The organism is Streptomyces sp. NPDC002276 (assembly GCF_053891435.1).
This window is the reverse complement of sequence record NZ_JBSFCQ010000044.1, coordinates 1-17,406: the sequence shown is the minus strand read 5'-3', so window position 1 is coordinate 17,406 and position 17,406 is coordinate 1. Positions and strand designations below refer to the sequence as shown.

The window sequence follows — 17,406 nt, the reverse complement described above, 5'->3', positions numbered from 1 at the left end:
CGCCCTGCATGCCTCGGACGAGCGCCTCGGGGCCCAGCGCGCGGAGGCGCGCAGCGCCGAGCACGATGGGCCTCTCGACACCGGCTCAAGGCGCCCCGAAGGCGACCGAACCAAAAAAGGTGCCCGGCGCCTTTTCAACACCGGCCAGCCGCCCCGCACGCAACCAAGCCACACCGGATAAGGCAGTCTTGTTCCCGTGCCCGAACCCGAAACAACCAGACCCGCAGCCCCCGCCCCCCGCGCCCACTCGCACCCGGCGACCCTCAAGCGGCTGGAGCAGTCGTCCGGGAGTCTCGCCGCCCAGGCCATCGCGCGCATGGACGAGTCGCTGCCGTGGTACCGGGCGATGCCCCCGGAGAACCGTTCCTGGATCGGGCTGGTCGCGCAGGCCGGTATCGCCGCGTTCACCGAGTGGTTCCGGCATCCCGACGCGCCGCAGGCCATCTCCACCGACGTCTTCGGGACGGCGCCCCGCGAGCTGACCCGGGCCATCACCCTGCGCCAGACCGTCGAGATGGTGCGGACGACCATCGAGGTCATGGAGTCCGCCATCGACGAAGTCGCCGCCCCCGGCGACGAGTCCGTACTCCGCGAGGCGCTCCTCGTCTACGCCCGGGAGATCGCCTTCGCGACCGCGCAGGTGTACGCGCAGGCCGCCGAGGCGCGTGGCGCGTGGGACGCGCGGCTGGAGTCGCTGGTCGTGAACGCCGTGCTGAGCGGCGAGGCCGACGAGGGAGCCGTCTCCCGCGCCGCCGCGCTCGGGTGGAACTCGCCCGAGCACGTGTGCGTGGTCCTGGGCACCGCCCCCGACGGCGACAGCGAGTTGACCGTCGAGGCGATCCGCCGCGCCGCCCGGCACGCCAAGCTCCAGGTGCTGACCGGGGTGCTCGGCGACCGGCTCGTCGTGATCGCGGGAGGCAGCGACAACCCCCTCGCGGTCGCCAAGTCGCTCATCGGCCCCTACGCGGCCGGGCCGGTCGTCGCGGGCCCCATCGTGCCCGATCTCCTCGCCGCGACGCGGTCCGCGCAGGCCGCCGCGGCCGGGCTGAAGGCCTGTTCCGCCTGGCAGGACGCACCGCGCCCGGTGCTGGCGGACGACCTGCTTCCGGAACGTGCGATGGCCGGTGATCCCAGTGCGCGCGACCAGTTGGTGGAGGAGATCTACAGACCACTGGAGGAGGCCGGGTCCGCGCTCCTGGAGACGCTCAGCGTCTATCTGGAGCAGGCGAGTAGCCTCGAAGGTGCGGCGCGCATGCTGTTCGTGCATCCCAACACCGTGCGCTACCGGCTTCGACGTGTGACTGACGTCACCGGCTGGTCGCCGTCCGATGTACGTTCCGCGTTCACGCTGCGGATCGCGCTGATCCTGGGGCGTCTGGCCGATGGAGATCTCCAGACCTAGGTTTTTGTCGAGGCCCCACAAAACCCCCTCGTGTTCTTCGTCCCTGTCCCCACGGGCGGCCGTGCCCGTCCCCAAGAGAGAGTGTGAGAGTGCTCGTACTCGTCGCTCCCGGCCAGGGCGCCCAGACGCCCGGCTTCCTGACCCCCTGGCTCGACCTCCCCGGTGTCGAGGACCGTCTGCGTGCCCTCTCGGACGCCATCGGTCTCGACCTGGTGCACTACGGCACGAAGGCCGACGCGGACGAGATCCGCGACACCGCCGTCGCCCAGCCGCTGCTGGTCGCCGCCGGACTGGTCTCCGCGACCGCGCTCGGCGAGGTGTCCCCGGGCGCCGTCGCCGGTCACAGCGTCGGCGAGATCACCGCCGCCGTACTCGCCGGTGTCCTCGACGACACGGACGCCCTGCGCCTCGTACGCAGGCGTGGTCTGGCGATGGCCGAGGCCGCCGCGATCACCGGGACCGGGATGGCCGCGCTGCTCGGCGGGGACCACGACACGACCGTCGCGCACCTGGAGAAGCTGGGCCTGACCCCGGCCAACGTGAACGGCGCGGGCCAGATCGTGGCCGCCGGCACGCTGGAGCAGATCGCCGCCCTGGAGGCCGACAAGCCCGAGGGCGTGCGCCGGGTCGTACCGTTGAAGGTGGCCGGCGCGTTCCACACCGAGCACATGGCCCCGGCGGTCGACGCGCTCGCCGAGGCCGCGCGTGAACTGACGCCCGCCGACCCGCAGTCGACGTACATCTCGAACAAGGACGGCAAGGCGGTCGCCACCGGCGCCGAGGTGCTGGACCGCCTCGTCGGCCAGGTCGCCAACCCGGTCCGCTGGGACCTGTGCATGGAGACCTTCAAGGAGCTCGGCGTGACCGCGCTCCTGGAGGTGTGCCCCGGCGGCACCCTGACCGGCCTCGCCAAGCGCGCCCTGCCGGGCGTGAAGACGCTGGCCCTGAAGACCCCCGACGACCTCGACGCGGCCCGCGAGCTCATCTCCGAGCACGCCCACGCCTGACGAAGGAGCCGTACGAACATGTCGACGAAGATCAAGCCGAGCAAGGGCGCACCGTACGCGCGCATTCTCGGCGTGGGCGGCTACCGTCCGGTCCGGGTCGTCCCGAACGAGGTGATCCTGGAGACGATCGACTCCTCCGACGAGTGGATCCGCTCGCGTTCCGGTATCGAGACCCGGCACTGGGCGAACGACGAGGAGACCGTCGCCGCGATGTCCATCGAGGCGTCCGGCAAGGCGATCGCCGACGCGGGGATCACCGCCGAGCAGATCGGCGGCGTGATCGTGTCGACGGTCTCGCACTTCAAGCAGACCCCGGCCGTGGCGACGGAGATCGCGGACAAGCTGGGCACGAACAAGGCCGCCGCGTTCGACATCTCGGCGGGCTGCGCCGGCTTCGGCTACGGCCTGACCCTCGCCAAGGGCATGGTCGTCGAGGGCAGCGCCGAGTACGTGCTGGTCATCGGCGTGGAGCGGCTGTCCGACCTGACCGACCTGGAGGACCGCGCGACGGCCTTCCTGTTCGGCGACGGCGCGGGCGCGGTCGTGGTCGGCCCCTCCAAGCAGCCCGCGATCGGCCCGACCGTGTGGGGTTCGGAGGGCGACAAGTCCGACACCATCAAGCAGACCGTGCCGTGGAACGAGTACGACTCCACGGGCAAGTTCCCTGCGATCACGCAGGAGGGCCAGGCGGTGTTCCGCTGGGCCGTGTTCGAGATGGCGAAGGTCGCCCAGCAGGCGCTGGACGCGGCCGGGATCACCCCGGACGACTTGGATGTCTTCATTCCCCACCAGGCCAACGAGCGGATCATCGACTCGATGGTGAAGACGCTGAAACTGCCGGAGCACGTCACGGTCGCGCGTGACGTACGCACCACCGGCAACACTTCGGCCGCCTCGATTCCGCTCGCTATGGAGCGGCTTCTGGCGACCGGCGAGGCGAAGAGCGGCGACACCGCGCTCGTCATCGGCTTCGGGGCGGGTCTCGTATACGCCGCGACGGTCGTTACCCTCCCCTAGGCACTCCGTGCCGGATCATCATCGGATCCGCTGCGGAAAGCACCGCCACACCCTCTGGATCACAAAGAAGGAGCGCCTGACATGGCCGCCACTCAGGAAGAGATCGTCGCCGGTCTCGCCGACATCGTGAACGAGATCGCCGGCATCCCGGTTGAGGACGTCCAGCTGGACAAGTCCTTCACCGACGACCTGGACGTCGACTCGCTGTCCATGGTCGAGGTCGTCGTCGCCGCCGAAGAGCGCTTCGACGTCAAGATCCCCGACGAGGACGTCAAGAACCTCAAGACGGTCGGCGACGCGACCGACTACATCCTCAAGAACCAGGCCTGAGCCACCCCTTAGGCCCGGACCACCATCAGGCCCGAGCCACCCCCTAGGCACGGCTGCATGGCCCCGCCACCCGGCGGTGGCGCCGCTTAATCCTCGTACCGTTGGAGAGAGAATTCCCGTGAGCCCGACCAATCGCACCGTGGTCGTCACCGGTATCGGCGCAACCACACCGCTGGGTGGCGACGCAGCCTCGACCTGGGAAGGTCTGATCGCCGGCAAGTCCGGTGTGAAGGCCCTGGAGCAGGATTGGGCCGCCGAGCAGGCGGTCCGTATCGCCGCGCCGGCCGCCGTGGACCCCTCCGAGGTGATCCCGCGTCCGCAGGCCCGCCGCCTGGACCGCTCGGCGCAGTTCGCGCTGATCGCGGCCAAGGAGGCGTGGGCCGACGCCGGCTTCACCGACAAGGCCGGTGAGGACCCGGCCGTCGACCCCGACCGCCTGGGCACCGTCATCGCCTCCGGCATCGGCGGTGTGACGACCCTCCTCGACCAGTACGACGTGCTCAAGGAGAAGGGCGTCCGCCGCGTCTCCCCGCACACCGTCCCCATGCTGATGCCGAACGGCCCGTCCGCCAACGTGGGTCTGCTCGTGGGCGCCCGCGCGGGTGTGCACACGCCGGTCTCCGCGTGCGCGTCCGGCGCCGAGGCCATCGGCTACGCCATCGAGATGATCCGCACCGGCCGCGCCGACGTCGTCGTCGCGGGTGGCACGGAGGCGGCCATCCACCCCCTCCCCATCGCCGCGTTCGGCAACATGATGGCGATGTCCAAGAACAACGACGACCCGCAGGGCGCCTCGCGTCCCTACGACACGGCCCGCGACGGCTTCGTCCTCGGCGAGGGCGCCGGTGTCCTGGTCCTGGAGTCCGCCGAGCACGCCGCACAGCGCGGTGCCCGGGTGTACGCGGAGGCGGTCGGGCAGGGCATCTCCGCCGACGGCCACGACATCGTGCAGCCGGAGCCGGAGGGCCGCGGTATCTCGCAGGCCCTGAAGCACCTGCTCGCCAGCACCGACCTGGACCCGGCGGAGATCGTGCACGTGAACGCGCACGCGACCTCGACGCCGGCCGGTGACGTGGCCGAACTGAAGGCGCTGCGCAAGGTGTTCGGCGACGACGCCGACCACATGGCGGTCTCGGCGACCAAGTCGATGACCGGCCACCTGCTGGGCGGCGCGGGCGGCGTCGAGTCGGTCGCGACCGTCCTCGCGCTCTACAACCGCATCGCCCCGCCGACCATCAACGTCGACAACCTCGACCCGGAGGCGGAGGCCAACGCGGACGTCGTCCGCGGCGAGGCCCGCAAGCTGCCGGTCGAGGGCCGTATCGCCGCGCTGAACGACTCGTTCGGCTTCGGCGGGCACAACGTGGTGCTGGCGTTCCGCACGGTCTGAGAACTCCCTGTACGACACTGAGGGCCCCCACCGGTCGGTGGGGGCCCTCGGCGTGTACGGAACGAAACCTCAGACCACCTGGTGCAGCCAGCGCACCGGAGCACCCTCGCCCGCGTACCTGAACGGCTCCAACTCGTCGTCCCAGGGCTTGCCCAGGAGCTTGGCGATGTCGGCTTCCAGGTTGGATTCGCCCTGTTGGGACCTCGTCAGGGCGGCGCGCAGGCGGTCCTCCGGGATGAGGATGTCGCCGTGGATGCCGGTGACGGCGTGGAAGATGCCGAGTTCGGGGGTGCAGCTGTAGCGCTCGCCCTCGGCGGTGGGGCAGGGCTCGGCGGTCACCTCGAAGCGGAGGAGGTGCCAGCCGCGCAGCGCGGACGCCAGCTTGGAGGCGGTGCCCGCCTCCGCCTGCCAGGAGAATTCGGAGCGCCATGTTCCGGGCGCGGCGGGCTGCCGGATCCAGTCGAGGCTGACGCGTGTGCCGAGCACCCCGGCGACGGCCCACTCGACGTGCGGGCACAGCGCGCGCGGCGCGGAGTGGACGTACAGAACTCCACGTGTCGTCACCGGGACCTCCGGACAGAGCGGGGCATCTTGCTGACTGGCAAACGGCGGTGGCGGGGCAGCCACGTTGAGGGCGAGGCTACCGTGCGGCGGCGCGCGGAGTGTGACGTACCGTCCCTCCAGGTGCCAGGAAACCCCGCCATTCACCCAGGGGGACGCTTGTACGGGGGTGAGCCGTTGCATCGGGCGGCGACGGGAACCTTGGCGCGTTGTTATGGGTTGAGACCGTTATGGAGGGGATGGGTCTCAACATGCGAATGCGACGTACTCGTTCACAGGCCGCGCTCGCCCTCATCACGGCGGCCGTACTGGGCGCGGCCGGCTGCGACTCGGGCGGGGGCGCGTCCTCCGGCACCCACAGCAAGAGCGGTACGGCGGCCAAGGCGAAGCCCTCCCCCACCCCGGTCTGGGACCGCAGCCCGTCCTCGGTCGCGGCCGTGGGCGACTCCATCACCCGTGGTTTCGACGCCTGTACGGTCCTGTCGGACTGCCCCGAGGTGTCCTGGGCGACGGGCACCGAGGCCTCGGTCGACAGTCTGGCCGTACGACTGCTCGGCAGGACCGGCGCGGCCGAACGCAGTTGGAACTACGCGGAGACCGGCGCGCGGATGGCCGACCTGTCCGCCCAGATCACCCAGGCGGTCGCCCACAAACCGCAGTTGGTCACGGTCATGGTGGGGGCCAACGACGCCTGCCGCGCCTCGACCTCGGCGATGACCTCGGTCGCCGACTTCCGCACCGGGTTCGAGGACTCCCTCAAGTCCCTGCGCCGGGCGCTGCCGAAGACGCAGGTCTACGTCGCGAGCGTGCCGAATCTCAAGCGGCTCTGGTCGCAGGGGCGGACCAACCCGCTGGGCAAGGCGGTGTGGAAGCTGGGCATCTGCCCCTCGATGCTGGCGGACGCGGACGCCCTGGACTCGGCGGCGACCGAGCGGCGCGACACGGTGCAGGACCGGGTGGAGGCGTACAACAAGGTCCTGGAGCAGGTGTGCGCGACGGACGACCGCTGCCGCTTCGACGACAACGCGGTCTACGACTACCGCTTCGGCACGGACCAGTTGAGCCACTGGGACTGGTTCCACCCGAGCAAGGACGGCCAGGCGCGGCTGGCGGCGATGGCCTACCGGCGGATCACCGCGGCCGAACCCGTGACCTAGGGTTTCCCTCATGAGCGAACTTTTCGGCACCCTTCCCGACGGCACTCCCGTGCACCGCTGGACGCTGGAGCGGGCGGGCGTACGGGTGCGAGTGCTGTCGTACGGCGGGATCGTGCAGTCGGTGGAGGTGCCGGACCGGGCGGGCCACGCGGCGGACGTGGTGCTGGGATTCGCCGACCTGGACGGCTATCTCACCCACCCGGAGCCGTATCTCGGCGCGCTGGTCGGCCGGTACGCGAACCGGATCGCGGGCGGCCGTTTCCCGCTGGAGGGCGTGACGTACTCCCTCGCGCGGAACAACGCGCCCAACTCCCTGCACGGCGGCGAGCGCGGCTTCGACAAGCGGGTGTGGGACGTCGAGCCGGTCGAGCACGGGCTGCGGCTGAGCCGGGTCAGCGGGCACGGCGAGGAGGGCTTCCCCGGCCGCCTGGACGTCTCGGCGACCTACGCACTCGACGCGTCGGGCGCGCTGCGCATCTCCTACGAGGCGACGACGGACGCGCCGACGGTCGTGAACCTCACGAACCACAGCTACTTCGACCTGAGCGGCACCGGCAGTCCGGCCGATCACGAACTCCGGCTCGCCGCCTCGCGGTTCACGCCCGTCGACGCCGACCTGATCCCGACCGGCCCGCTCGACGACGTCACCGGCACCCGCTTCGACTTCCGCGAGTCACGCAAGATCGGCACCGGCTACGACCACAACTTCGCGCTCGACAAGGGCCTGACCCCGGCCCCCGTGGAGATCGCCGAGCTGCACGACCCGGCGTCCGGCCGGATCCTGACCATCTCTACGACCGAGCCCGGCATCCAGCTCTACACCGGTGACTACCTGAGCGACCCGTTCACCCCGAGTGCCGGAATCGCCCTGGAGACCCAGCACTTCCCGGACTCCCCGAACCGCCCCGAGTACCCGAGCACGGAACTGCGCCCGGGCGGGACGTACCGCTCGGAGACGGTGTACGCCTTCTCGACCCGCTGACCACGATCCGTTGACGACGGCCCGCTGATCATGACGGCGACGCGGGCATGAAATGAGCCCCGGTCCAGGGGTCAGGTCCCGGACCGGGGCTGTCTGTGGGGAGACGAGTCCCGGGTCAGACGTTAATCGTCGTGGCGACCCCGCGGTCCATGATCGAGCGGCCCGCCTGGATCTCGTACGAACCCTTTACAACTGCCCACCCGTTCGCCGTCTCATCCCAGATCTCGAAAGATCGGCGCGGGAGTTCGACCCGCACCTCGACGCTCTCGCCGGGCCCGGCCTCGACCCCGGCGAATCCGGCCAGCCAACGGGCCGGACGCTCAGGGTCGTGCTCGCTCGGAGCGAGATAGATCTGAACCACCTCACGCCCGTACCGGCCACCGGAGTTGGTGACGCGCACGGTGACCGACGCCCCGTCGGCCTTGATGTCGTCGTAGGTCCAGTCGGTGTAACCGAGACCGTGCCCGAAGGGGTACGACGGGACGCGGCCCGCCTTCTCCCAGGCCCGGTAGCCGATGAACACGCCCTCGGCGTAAGGGAGTTCGCCGTTCTCCGGGACCACCTGACTGACCGGGGCATCGGTGAGCAACCCCCAGGTGGTGGGCAGCCGGCCGCCGGGTTCGTGGGCGCCGGTGAGGACGTCGGCGAGGGCGGCACCGGCTTCCTGGCCGGGGAACCAGCCGAGCAGGACGGCGGCGACCTCCTCGCGCCAGGGCAGTTCGACCGGGGAGCCGGAGTTGACGATCACGACGGTGTTCGGGTTGGCCGCGGCAACGGCGTGCACCAAGTCGTCCTGCCGCCCCGGCAGTTGAAGATCCGTACGGTCGTACCCCTCCGACTCCACCCGCTCGGTGGTGGCGACCACGACGACGGCGGTGTCGGCGGCACGGGCCGCCTCAACAGCCTCGGCGATCAGTTCGTCGGGGTCGCGTTGCGGTTCCTGGTGGGCGAGCGCGAAGCCGACGACCCGGAGGGGGATGCCCACGGGACGGGCGACGGTGTGGCTCAGTGAGACCTCGACGGGACGGTCGGCGGCGAGTTCGACGACGGCGCGGGGCTCGGGGGCGCCGAAGAAGGATATGAACGGGTCGTCCTTGACCGGGCGTTGGACGTCGTCGTAGTACGCCGTGCCGTCGACGGTGAGGGTGAACGCGCCGATGCCCGTGATGCCGAAGGTGTGCGGGCCGGTGGCGCGCGGGGTGAAGGTGCCGGTGAGTTCGACGGTGTGCAGGGTGTCGTGGGTGACACCCTCGGGAAGGTCCGAACCGACCCATTTCACCTGCCCGTTGGGCACGGGGACGGTCGCGAGGACCCGGCCCGCCGCGTCCCGGCAGATCGCGCTCAGCGTGAACCCCTGGTCGGCGACGGCGAGTTCGGTGTTCGGGTCGGCGCCGACGGCGTAGCTCAGGGCGCCTTCGGGGAGGGCGGCGGTGAGGCCGTCGAGCGGGGAGACGATCCGGGCCGGGAAGACGGTGGCCGAGCCGCCGCCGAGGACACGGGCGTCGCGGGCGGCGGCACCGATGAGCGCGACCGTCGCATTCGGCTTCAGCGGAAGGGCGTCGCCCTCATTCCGTACGAGGACGAAGGAGCGGCGGGCGATCTCGCGGGCGAGCGCCTCGCCGTCGACGGGGGACGGGAGTCGGGCCTCCGCGACGACGGGTTCGGCACCGGCCAGGATGCCGACGCGGGCGGCGAGCCGCAGCACGTTCCGTACGGCCGCGTCGACGGCGGCCTCGGCGACCTCGCCGGCACGCACGGCCCGGGCGAGGGCCTCCCCGTAGACAGTCTTCGGACCAGGCATGGCGACATCGAGGCCGCCCTCGATCGCACCGACGGTGGAGCGGGCGGCCGTCCAGTCCGAGACGTTGAACCCGTCGAACCCCCATTCACCGCGCAGGATCCCGTTCACCAACTCACCGTGTTCGGTCATCGTCGTGCCGTTGACCGTGTTGTAGGCGGTCATGACGCCCCAGGGCCGAGCCTGCTCGACGATGACCTCGAAAGGCGCCAAGTACAGCTCGCGCAGGGCGCGTCGGGAGATGAGATTGTCGACGGTGAAGCGCTCGGTCTCGGCGTCGTTGGCGACGAAGTGCTTGACGGTGGTTCCCACGCCCCCCGCCTGAACGCCCGCCACATACCCGGAGCCGATCCGCCCGGTGAGGTACGGATCCTCGCTGTACGCCTCGAAGTGCCGCCCGCCGAGCGGGGACCGGTGCAGATTGACAGTGGGCGCGAGCAGCACGTGCACGCCCTTGCGGCGGGCCTCCTGGGCGAGCAACACACCGGCGCGGCGGGCGAGTTCGGGGTCCCAGGCGGCGGCGAGGGCGGTCGGTGACGGCAGCGCGACGGAGGGGTCGTCGGCGGTCCAGTGCCGCCCCCGGACGCCGATCGGGCCGTCGGACATCACGAGGGACGCCAGGCCGATCTCCGGGAGCGCGGGCAGCGACCACATGTCCTGACCGGCCAGCAGCCGGGCCTTGGCGTCGAGGTCGAGCCGCATCAGGGCCGCCGCTACAGCTTCCTCGCGGGCCCGGTCGGCCGGGGTTCCCGTGGTTCCCGCCATGCGCGGTGCCTCCTCGTTGAAGTCCGTTGACGCCTCAATCCTGCCTCGGCCGCCCTCAAAGAAATCGGAACCGCAACCATCAATTGGGCAACCCCCACGGCGAGCTACCACGTCCGCGAGAGCGGCGGCGGTTCAGCCGCAAAGGAGGGCGCGGCGCGCCGAGATCGTGCGGGCGGCGCTGGAGGTGATCGCCGAGCGCGGCTACCGGGGCGCGAGCCTGGCGGCGGTGACGGAGCGGGTCGGACTGACCCAACAGGGCCTGCTGCACTACTTCCCCACGAAGGACGCGCTGCTGGTCGCCGTCCTGGAGGAACGGGACCAGTGGGACGCGGTCCCGGACAGCCGCTGGCGAATCGACCTGCTCGCGTCCCTCGTCGAGTACAACGCGATGCGACCGGCGATCATCCAGACCTTCTCCGCGCTCCTCGGCGAGAGCGTCACGGAGGGACACCCGGCGCGGAACTACTTCACCGCGAGGTACGCAAGGGTGCGGGCGAGCATAGCCGGGGTACTGCGCACCGAGTACGGCGACGTCCTGCCGAACGGCCTCACCCCCGAGCGCACGGCCCCCCTGCTGGGCGAGACGTGACCCCGTCCAGCCCAACTCCCCTACACCTGCCGCCAGATGACGGCGAGCGTCTTGCTCGCCACGCACACCAGGCCGAAGACGAGCGCCCAGTCGTAGGCCCCGGCAAGGACCAACCCGGCGACCCCCGCCCCGAACCACACCACCTCGAACGCGACCCGACCGGCCCCGCGCGTCTTGTACTTGGCCTTCGGCGAACCGCACAGCCCCCACAACACGGCTAGCACAACGGGCGCGCCGAGACCGAGCAGCCAGGTCAGCGGGGTGGCGAGGTCCCGGCTGAACCCCCAATAGGCAACAGCGACAAGAGCGCCCAGCTCAATCACGAAGAGCACGCCGAGGTTCGCCGCCTTCGCGGTCTTCACTGCCGTCATGAGCGGCAGTATCACCCGGAGCGGATCACTCCGTCGCGGGTACGGCGGCCACGACTTCGACCTCGACCAGCGCCTCCGGCCGGAACAGCCGGGACACCTCGAAGGTCATGCTGGTGGGCGGGGTCCCGGTGAGGAACTCCCGTCGTACGGCGCCGTATTCACCGAGCCTGGTGATATCGGTCAAATAGGTGCGGATGTTGACGACGTCCCCCAGGGTCGCACCGTGCGCCCGGAGCAGGGCGGCGATCGTCTCGAAGACGCCCCGGCTCTGCTCGGCGAGCGTGGCGCCCTCCGCGATCTGGCCGGAGAGGTACAACAGGGCGCTCCCGTCGGCGTGTTGAACACGAGCGACCTGGGAGTAGTAGGGGCTCAGGGGCTGGGGCGCGGAGGCGGGGCTGTCCAGGGTGATGCGCATGGCGTCGACGCTAGGTCCGGCCCCGCGGTGCGACAAGCGAATGTCTAGCATGGCAGACATGCCCATCTCGCATGACGACGGTCCGGATCTCTCCACGGTGTGGCTGCGCGTGTTCCTGGAGGTGGCCCGGCACGGTTCGTTCACAGTCGCGGCCCGAACGCTCGGCTGGACCCAGTCCGCGGTCTCACGCCAGATCTCCTCGCTCGAATCAGCCCTGGACGGCGCCCAGTTGTTCGACCGGCTGCCGAGGGGCGTCCGGCTCACGGAGGCCGGCCGGGCTCTCGTACCGCATGCGGAGGCCGTCACGGAATCGCTGCGCGGGGCCAGGCGTGAGCTGGCGGCGCTGCGCGAACTCGTCGGCGGGCACGTGCAGTTCGGGGCGTTCCCCACGGCCGACTCGGCACTGGTCCCCCGCACCCTCGCCGCCTTCCGCGACCGCCACCCGGGCATACGCCTGTCCCGCGAGGAGGGCCTCACACCCCACCTCCTCCACCGGCTGGCGTCCGGGCACCTGGACCTGGCGATCGTCTCCACCACCGGACGAGCACCGCTCGAAGCGTACGAACTCCACCACCTCCTCGACGAGTCGCTGTACGTAGCCGTGCCGGCCGACCACCCCCTCGCCGCCGGGCAGGGCCCGGTCCGGCTCGCCCAACTCGCCGACGCCGACTGGATATCCGGCAGCGCACACCCCGAGGGCACCCTCCTCGAAGCGGCCCTGCGCGAGGGCTTCCGCCCGCGCATCGCGCACATCGTCGGCGAGTGGACCGCCAAGGAGGGTTACGTCGCCGCGGGCCTCGGCGTGACCCTGGTCCCGGCGCTCGCCGCGGACTCCGTACGACCGGACGTCGTACTGCTGCCGGTCCTGGACGAGGGAACACCGGCCCGGGCGGTGTACGCGGCGACGCTGCGCGGACGGTCACCGGCCCCGGCGACGAAGGCGTTCCTCGGGGTGCTGGCCGAAGAGTCGGCGCGGATCGGATCGTCCGCCGCACCCGTGGCGTAGACCACTCCCGTCACGCGATACTGCGGCCGTCCGGCACCGCACCCCACTGCGACGGAAGGCCTCAACCACCTTGAATGTCATACGAGTTCGGACAGGCGTCCTCGGACTGGCCCTGCTGGCCGGTTTCTCCGCCCCCGGCACCGGCACGGCGGCGGCCGACACCACGCTCCCCCCGACGGTCGAGGAGCAACGGCTCGACAGGGCAGTCCCCCAGGAGATCCTCGAACACTCCGGATTCGACACCGTGGCACCGGAGTTCACCCAAGCCCTAGAAGGGGCGCACAGCTACACACAGGCCCGCCACATCGTCGTACACGAGGGAACCGCCCTGTGGCAGCGGGCGGTCGACCGCGCGCAGGGCCGAGGACCGGCCGGCGGTGACCTCAGCCGGGACGACGACCGGCCGCTCTACTGGGCACGCTTGGGGCTGACCAGGGAAATACGGACCTGGGCACCGGAGTTCGACATCACCAGCGCCCAACGGGCCGCACTGCTCAGCCAGTTGGAGCAGACGTCACGCGGGCAGAGCAGCATCCGCTACCCGGCCCGCGACAAGGGGCTCAGGCGCATCCTCGTCACCGGCTTCGACCCGTTCACGCTGGACGCGGACATCAGGATCTCCAACCCGTCCGGGGCCACCGCGCTCGCGCTCGACGGCACGGTGATCCAGACGGCGGACGGCCCGGCGCGCATCGAGACGGCCATGTTCCCCGTGCGCTGGGCGGACTTCGCCGAGGGAACCGTGGAGCGGACGCTGCGGCCGTATCTCCCGAAGGTGGATCTGTTCACCACCGTGAGCCAGGGCCGAGTGGGCCGCTTCGACATCGAACGGACCAACGGGGCCTGGCGTGGCGGCTATCCGGACAACGCCAACATCTCGCGCACGGAGACCGTCCCGGTCACCGACCCGGCCTCGCAGCCCCAGTGGACGTCGACGACCTTGCCGTACAAGGCGATCATGGCGGCGCAGACCGGACGTTTCCCCGTCTACGACCACACCGAGGTCACCGAGATCCCGGCGGGCGGGACGACTCCCGTCGTACAGCGGGACGGCCCGACCCCCGGCTCGACGGCCCGTGCCGGTGGCGGCGGCAACTACCTCTCCAACGAGATCGCCTACCGCGCGACCCTGCTGCGGGACCGGCTCGGACTGCACGACTCGCTGCCGGGCGGACACATCCACACACCGGTATTGCAGTTCGGCACGGGCAACACGGACCCGGCGACAGGAACGATCACCGACCCGGCCTTCATACAGAACCGTTTGGACATCATCGCCCAGGTCAGAGCGATGGTGACAGCGGCAATGAACGCGTCACTGCCCAACTGACCCGGGCCCACCCCCTTCGTCACCCTCGTCACCCTCCTCGGCCCCCTCTCCCCTCAGGTCCCGGGCCATCATCGTCGCCCCCGCCACCGCACCCGGCATCAGGAAGACGGCGACGAACGGGACCAGGAAGGCGAGGCCGAGGGGGGTGCCGAAGCCCCAGATCAGGGTCTTGCGGGAGCGGAGGAGGGTGAGGCGGGCGCGGAGGTCGACGCCTCGGCGTTGCAGGGCGACGGCCGTCAGTTCCTCGGTGAGGAAGAACCCGGTGACGAAGAACCCGATCACCGGAACGACGGTCTGCCCGACGAACGGCAGGAATCCCAGCGCGAAGAGCAGAACGCCCCACACCAGCGCACGCACCAGCACCCGGAGGCTGTCGCGGGCCGAGACCCAGAGTTCGCGCCAGAGCGGGAGGCCCGACTCGGGGGCGGTGCCGTCGGGTGAGACGTCCCTGTCGACCTTCTCGGAGAGGGTCTCGTAGAAGGGCTGCCCTATCAGCAGGGTGACCGCCGTGAAGGTCAACACCGAGAGCAGCAGGGCCAGTACGAACAGGACCGCCGTAAGAAATCCCCGGAACAGGCCCTGCCAAGGGCTCGACCAGTCGTCCGCGAAGGGCGTCGCCCAGCTGACGAAGTCGTCGCCCCACACCGCGAGCGCGACCAGCACCGCGACATAGAGAACCAGCGTGATCAGCCCGGGAACCAGCCCGAACCCGTACTGCCGCCCGTGCCGGGCCACCCAGCGCTGGCCCTTCAGCAGATAACCGAACCCCACCCCAAGATCACGCATGGGGAGAACCTTACTCAGCGTCGAAGCCGACCACAGTGCCTAGCCCGCCGACACCGCCACCACGACCCCCTGATCCGCCGCGGGCGATACGGCCGCGGTCACCCGTACCGCGGTGGCCCGGGCCACCCGCCCCGCACGGAAGGCCGCGGCCAGCAGAACCGGCTGGACCCGCTCCACGGCGGAGACGAACAACTCCTCGCCCGCGACCAGCATCGGCCCGGCCGCCTTGGTCGCCGCCGCGGCGGCCTCCGTGAGGTCGGCGAGGGGCGGAAGGGTAGCCCGGAGCACCTTCGTGCCGGCGGTAGCGGCCCGTTGCGCGAGGGCCACCTGCGGGGGCAGCAGCGGAGCGAGCGCGGCCGTCAACGCCTCGGCGATGCGCCGGAGTTCGGGAGAGGAGTCGGCCAGCGCGTCGGCGCCCGCGCGAAGCAGCGGGGTGAGGGCGAGCAGGACACCGGCGGCCACGCCCGCCACCGCGGGCAGCAACGGCGAGGCCGCTTCCACCAGATCCCCGAGCGCGGCGGCGAACTCCTCGACCGCCGGTTCGACCGCGTCGAGAACCGGCAACAGACTGTCCCCCAGCACACCCAACAACACCTGCGCGGGCTGACTCACAGGGTGAACGGCCAACGGCGCACCGGTAGTCCCGAGCCGCGTCAGGGTGTCGACCATGCGATAGAAGGCCTCCTGGGCCTGCGGCGAGGCACTGGCCTCGGCCAGCTCGGCAGTGGTCTCCCGCAGCACCCGGAGCGCCTCGGCACCCGAACCGTCCCGTGGATCAAGGGTGTTGATGGCGATTCTGGTGATGTTCCCGGCGGTGTCCAGGAGTTGCCCGGTGATGTCGCCGGTGCTGCGCGCCATGCGCACCACATCATCCCGGCTGGGAAGCAAAGGAATAGTAGCCATGGGAACCCTCTCCACACACGCCCGCCACCCACACCCAACACCCAACACCCACCCGACGCCCGACGCCCGACGCCCACACTCATCCTGCCCACTCCCCACCCCCCTGAATGCGACATCCGGGCATCGCCGACACCAACACCTTCCCTGCGCCTTCCCTCGCCCATTGAGTCGAACGGGTGCCGCTCGCCGTACCGATCTCTGGAACCAGGAGGAGGTCCGAGGGGGAACTCCCGCAGGTCGGACAGGCGTTGTTCACCATGGCACACGCGAGCAGCGGATCAGTTGAGGAGAGCGGATGACCCAGGAGATCCACGGCACCGTAGCCGACGGCTTCGAAGCGGTCCGGGAGGAGTTCGCCGCGTTCGTGTCGACGGAACGCGCGGACTACGAAGGCCAGTTGTGCGCATACGTACACGGACGACAAGTCGTCGACCTCTGGGCAGGACCCGACACCACGGCCGACTCCCTCTACGGCGTGTTCTCGTCCACCAAGGGCGCGGCCCACCTCGTGGTGGCACTCCTGGTCCAGGACGGCACCCTGGAACTGGACCGCAAAGTCACCTACTACTGGCCGGAGTTCGCGTCGGAGGGCAAAGGCGCGCTGACTCTACGCGAGTTGCTGGCACACCGTGCGGGCCTGATAGGTACGGACACCGGCTTCACCCTCGACGAACTGGCAGACGACCGCGCGGTCGCCGAACGCCTCGCCGACCAGCGCCCGTTCTGGCGCCCCGGCACGACCTTCGGCTATCACGCCCTGGTCATCGGCGCCCTGACCGGCGAGATCGTCAGACGAGCAACGGGCCGTTCACTCCAGGACGTGTACGAGGAAAGAGTGCGCGCCCCCTACACCCTGGACTTCTTCCTGGGCCTCCCAACACCCCAGGACCCCCGCTTCCACCCCACCCAGCCATACCTCCCTTCCCCCCAGGAACAGACCCAACACGCCACCGACCCGGACAGCCGCCACAGCCTCGCAGGCATAGCCTTCAACGAACACGCGGCCGAGCCCCCAGTATTCGCGTCACTCCCCAACCAAAGAGTGCTCCGCGCCAAGGGCCCCGCATCGATAGGCGGAGTGGCCTCGGCACGCGGCCTCGCCGGCCTCTACGCGGCGGCGATCAGCGAGGTCGAGGGCCGGGCCCCGCTCCTGAAGCAGGACACGGTCGCGGAGTTCGGCCAGATCCACTCGGTCGGCCGCGACCTGGTCACCGGCACACACCGCTCGTACGGCCTGGGTTTCCAGGCGACGGCGGAGACCTGGTACTCGTTCCTGAGCGCGGGCACGATCGGCCACAGCGGTGCGGCGGGCTCCCAGGCCTTCGCGGACCCCCGCACCGGCCTGGCCTACGGCTACACCCGCCGCCGCTTCGCCCTGCCAGGCGGCCCGGCCCCAGAAAACACACGGTTCGTACAAGCCGCCCACCAAGCAACCCAGGCCCACTAAACCCACCGGTGGAGGCCCTCCCCCACGGCGAGGGCCCACCCACTCCCACTGCCCCCACGCCACCGGCCGAGAGGGCGCCGTAGGGGCGCGCCGGTGTCGAGAGGCCCAGTCCGTCACCGCCGAGGGGCGGCTCGTGGACGTGAGCAGGCT

16 protein-coding genes and 1 pseudogene are annotated in these 17,406 nt (G+C 70.6%); 11 read left to right on the top strand and 6 right to left on the bottom strand.

Going from position 1 to position 17,406, the window contains the following annotated elements:
- The first annotated feature begins 196 nt into the window (after nt 1-196).
- From fasR to ACWIHT_RS46755, 5 genes are all read left to right on the top strand, one after another.
- Nucleotides 197-1,402 carry a fatty acid biosynthesis transcriptional regulator FasR gene (gene fasR / locus ACWIHT_RS46775; RefSeq protein ID WP_362970744.1) on the top strand — a complete coding sequence of 402 codons (1,206 nt, stop codon included), beginning with the start codon at nt 197-199 and terminating at the stop codon, nt 1,400-1,402.
- Nucleotides 1,403-1,491: 89 nt separating this feature from the next.
- On the top strand, nt 1,492-2,409 hold the full coding sequence (locus ACWIHT_RS46770; protein ID WP_456174759.1) for an ACP S-malonyltransferase: 918 nt from the start codon (nt 1,492-1,494) through the stop codon (nt 2,407-2,409).
- 18 nt (nt 2,410-2,427) lie between these two features.
- A complete protein-coding gene (locus ACWIHT_RS46765; protein WP_456174758.1) occupies nt 2,428-3,426 on the top strand; it encodes a beta-ketoacyl-ACP synthase 3 in 999 nt (332 codons plus the stop codon).
- An 81-nt stretch (nt 3,427-3,507) separates the two neighbouring features.
- Nucleotides 3,508-3,756, top strand: a complete 249-nt coding sequence (locus ACWIHT_RS46760) for an acyl carrier protein (RefSeq protein ID WP_200715295.1) — start codon at nt 3,508-3,510, stop codon at nt 3,754-3,756.
- A gap of 118 nt (nt 3,757-3,874) precedes the next feature.
- Nucleotides 3,875-5,146: a beta-ketoacyl-[acyl-carrier-protein] synthase family protein gene (locus ACWIHT_RS46755; protein ID WP_456174757.1), complete on the top strand. Its 1,272-nt coding sequence runs from the start codon at nt 3,875-3,877 to the stop codon at nt 5,144-5,146.
- A 69-nt stretch (nt 5,147-5,215) separates the two neighbouring features.
- Here ACWIHT_RS46755 and ACWIHT_RS46750 read toward each other — a convergent pair whose 3' ends face one another.
- A complete protein-coding gene (locus ACWIHT_RS46750; protein ID WP_456174756.1) occupies nt 5,216-5,710 on the bottom strand; it encodes a DUF3145 domain-containing protein in 495 nt (164 codons plus the stop codon).
- A gap of 248 nt (nt 5,711-5,958) precedes the next feature.
- On the opposite strand from ACWIHT_RS46750, the gene ACWIHT_RS46745 reads away from it, so the two are divergent.
- Both ACWIHT_RS46745 and ACWIHT_RS46740 read left to right on the top strand, forming a co-directional pair.
- A complete protein-coding gene (locus ACWIHT_RS46745) occupies nt 5,959-6,864 on the top strand; it encodes an SGNH/GDSL hydrolase family protein (RefSeq protein WP_456174755.1) in 906 nt (301 codons plus the stop codon).
- Between the two features lie 10 nt (nt 6,865-6,874).
- Nucleotides 6,875-7,846 carry an aldose epimerase family protein gene (locus ACWIHT_RS46740; protein ID WP_456174754.1) on the top strand — a complete coding sequence of 324 codons (972 nt, stop codon included), beginning with the start codon at nt 6,875-6,877 and terminating at the stop codon, nt 7,844-7,846.
- A gap of 115 nt (nt 7,847-7,961) precedes the next feature.
- On the opposite strand, the gene ACWIHT_RS46735 is transcribed toward ACWIHT_RS46740, so the two are convergent.
- Nucleotides 7,962-10,409, bottom strand: coding sequence for a beta-glucosidase (locus tag ACWIHT_RS46735; protein WP_456174753.1), 2,448 nt, complete (start codon nt 10,407-10,409; stop codon nt 7,962-7,964).
- A gap of 163 nt (nt 10,410-10,572) precedes the next feature.
- Between ACWIHT_RS46735 and ACWIHT_RS46730 the strand changes: the two are divergent.
- Nucleotides 10,573-10,986: pseudogene (locus tag ACWIHT_RS46730) on the top strand (TetR/AcrR family transcriptional regulator); the annotation flags it as partial.
- 32 nt (nt 10,987-11,018) lie between these two features.
- Here the strand turns inward: ACWIHT_RS46730 and ACWIHT_RS46725 are convergent.
- On the bottom strand, nt 11,019-11,369 hold the full coding sequence (locus ACWIHT_RS46725; RefSeq protein WP_456174752.1) for a YrdB family protein: 351 nt from the start codon (nt 11,367-11,369) through the stop codon (nt 11,019-11,021).
- A 25-nt stretch (nt 11,370-11,394) separates the two neighbouring features.
- On the bottom strand, nt 11,395-11,784 hold the full coding sequence (locus ACWIHT_RS46720; protein ID WP_456174751.1) for a RidA family protein: 390 nt from the start codon (nt 11,782-11,784) through the stop codon (nt 11,395-11,397).
- Nucleotides 11,785-11,833: 49 nt separating this feature from the next.
- Here ACWIHT_RS46720 and ACWIHT_RS46715 point away from each other — a divergent pair, with 49 nt between their 5' ends.
- Both ACWIHT_RS46715 and ACWIHT_RS46710 read left to right on the top strand, forming a co-directional pair.
- Complete coding sequence (locus tag ACWIHT_RS46715; protein ID WP_456174750.1) at nt 11,834-12,790, top strand: LysR family transcriptional regulator; 957 nt, start codon at nt 11,834-11,836, stop codon at nt 12,788-12,790.
- 70 nt (nt 12,791-12,860) lie between these two features.
- Nucleotides 12,861-14,120, top strand: coding sequence for a pyroglutamyl peptidase (locus ACWIHT_RS46710; protein WP_456174749.1), 1,260 nt, complete (start codon nt 12,861-12,863; stop codon nt 14,118-14,120).
- On the opposite strand, the gene ACWIHT_RS46705 is transcribed toward ACWIHT_RS46710, so the two are convergent.
- Together ACWIHT_RS46705 and ACWIHT_RS46700 are read right to left on the bottom strand one after the other, a co-directional pair.
- Nucleotides 14,106-14,906, bottom strand: coding sequence for an EI24 domain-containing protein (locus ACWIHT_RS46705; protein WP_456174748.1), 801 nt, complete (start codon nt 14,904-14,906; stop codon nt 14,106-14,108). The two genes, ACWIHT_RS46710 and ACWIHT_RS46705, sit on opposite strands and share 15 nt — an antisense overlap.
- 39 nt (nt 14,907-14,945) lie before the next feature.
- Nucleotides 14,946-15,764, bottom strand: coding sequence for a hypothetical protein (locus ACWIHT_RS46700; protein ID WP_456174747.1), 819 nt, complete (start codon nt 15,762-15,764; stop codon nt 14,946-14,948).
- 340 nt (nt 15,765-16,104) lie between these two features.
- On the opposite strand from ACWIHT_RS46700, the gene ACWIHT_RS46695 reads away from it, so the two are divergent.
- Nucleotides 16,105-17,256 carry a serine hydrolase domain-containing protein gene (locus tag ACWIHT_RS46695; RefSeq protein ID WP_456174746.1) on the top strand — a complete coding sequence of 384 codons (1,152 nt, stop codon included), beginning with the start codon at nt 16,105-16,107 and terminating at the stop codon, nt 17,254-17,256.
- Nucleotides 17,257-17,406 lie beyond the last annotated feature (150 nt).

Bases quoted from the DNA above. Each gene is read 5' to 3' on its own strand.
- ACWIHT_RS46700 (WP_456174747.1), bottom strand. From the start codon at position 15,764: ATGGCGCGCAGCACCGGCGACATCACCGGGCAACTCCTGGACACCGCC.
- ACWIHT_RS46725 (WP_456174752.1), bottom strand. From the start codon at position 11,369: ATGACGGCAGTGAAGACCGCGAAGGCGGCGAACCTCGGCGTGCTCTTC.
- ACWIHT_RS46720 (WP_456174751.1), bottom strand. From the start codon at position 11,784: ATGCGCATCACCCTGGACAGCCCCGCCTCCGCGCCCCAGCCCCTGAGC.
- ACWIHT_RS46740 (WP_456174754.1), top strand. From the start codon at position 6,875: ATGAGCGAACTTTTCGGCACCCTTCCCGACGGCACTCCCGTGCACCGC.
- ACWIHT_RS46760 (WP_200715295.1), top strand. From the start codon at position 3,508: ATGGCCGCCACTCAGGAAGAGATCGTCGCCGGTCTCGCCGACATCGTG.
- ACWIHT_RS46715 (WP_456174750.1), top strand. From the start codon at position 11,834: ATGGCAGACATGCCCATCTCGCATGACGACGGTCCGGATCTCTCCACG.
- ACWIHT_RS46705 (WP_456174748.1), bottom strand. From the start codon at position 14,906: ATGCGTGATCTTGGGGTGGGGTTCGGTTATCTGCTGAAGGGCCAGCGC.
- ACWIHT_RS46765 (WP_456174758.1), top strand. From the start codon at position 2,428: ATGTCGACGAAGATCAAGCCGAGCAAGGGCGCACCGTACGCGCGCATT.
- ACWIHT_RS46745 (WP_456174755.1), top strand. From the start codon at position 5,959: ATGCGAATGCGACGTACTCGTTCACAGGCCGCGCTCGCCCTCATCACG.
- ACWIHT_RS46735 (WP_456174753.1), bottom strand. From the start codon at position 10,409: ATGGCGGGAACCACGGGAACCCCGGCCGACCGGGCCCGCGAGGAAGCT.
- ACWIHT_RS46695 (WP_456174746.1), top strand. From the start codon at position 16,105: ATGACCCAGGAGATCCACGGCACCGTAGCCGACGGCTTCGAAGCGGTC.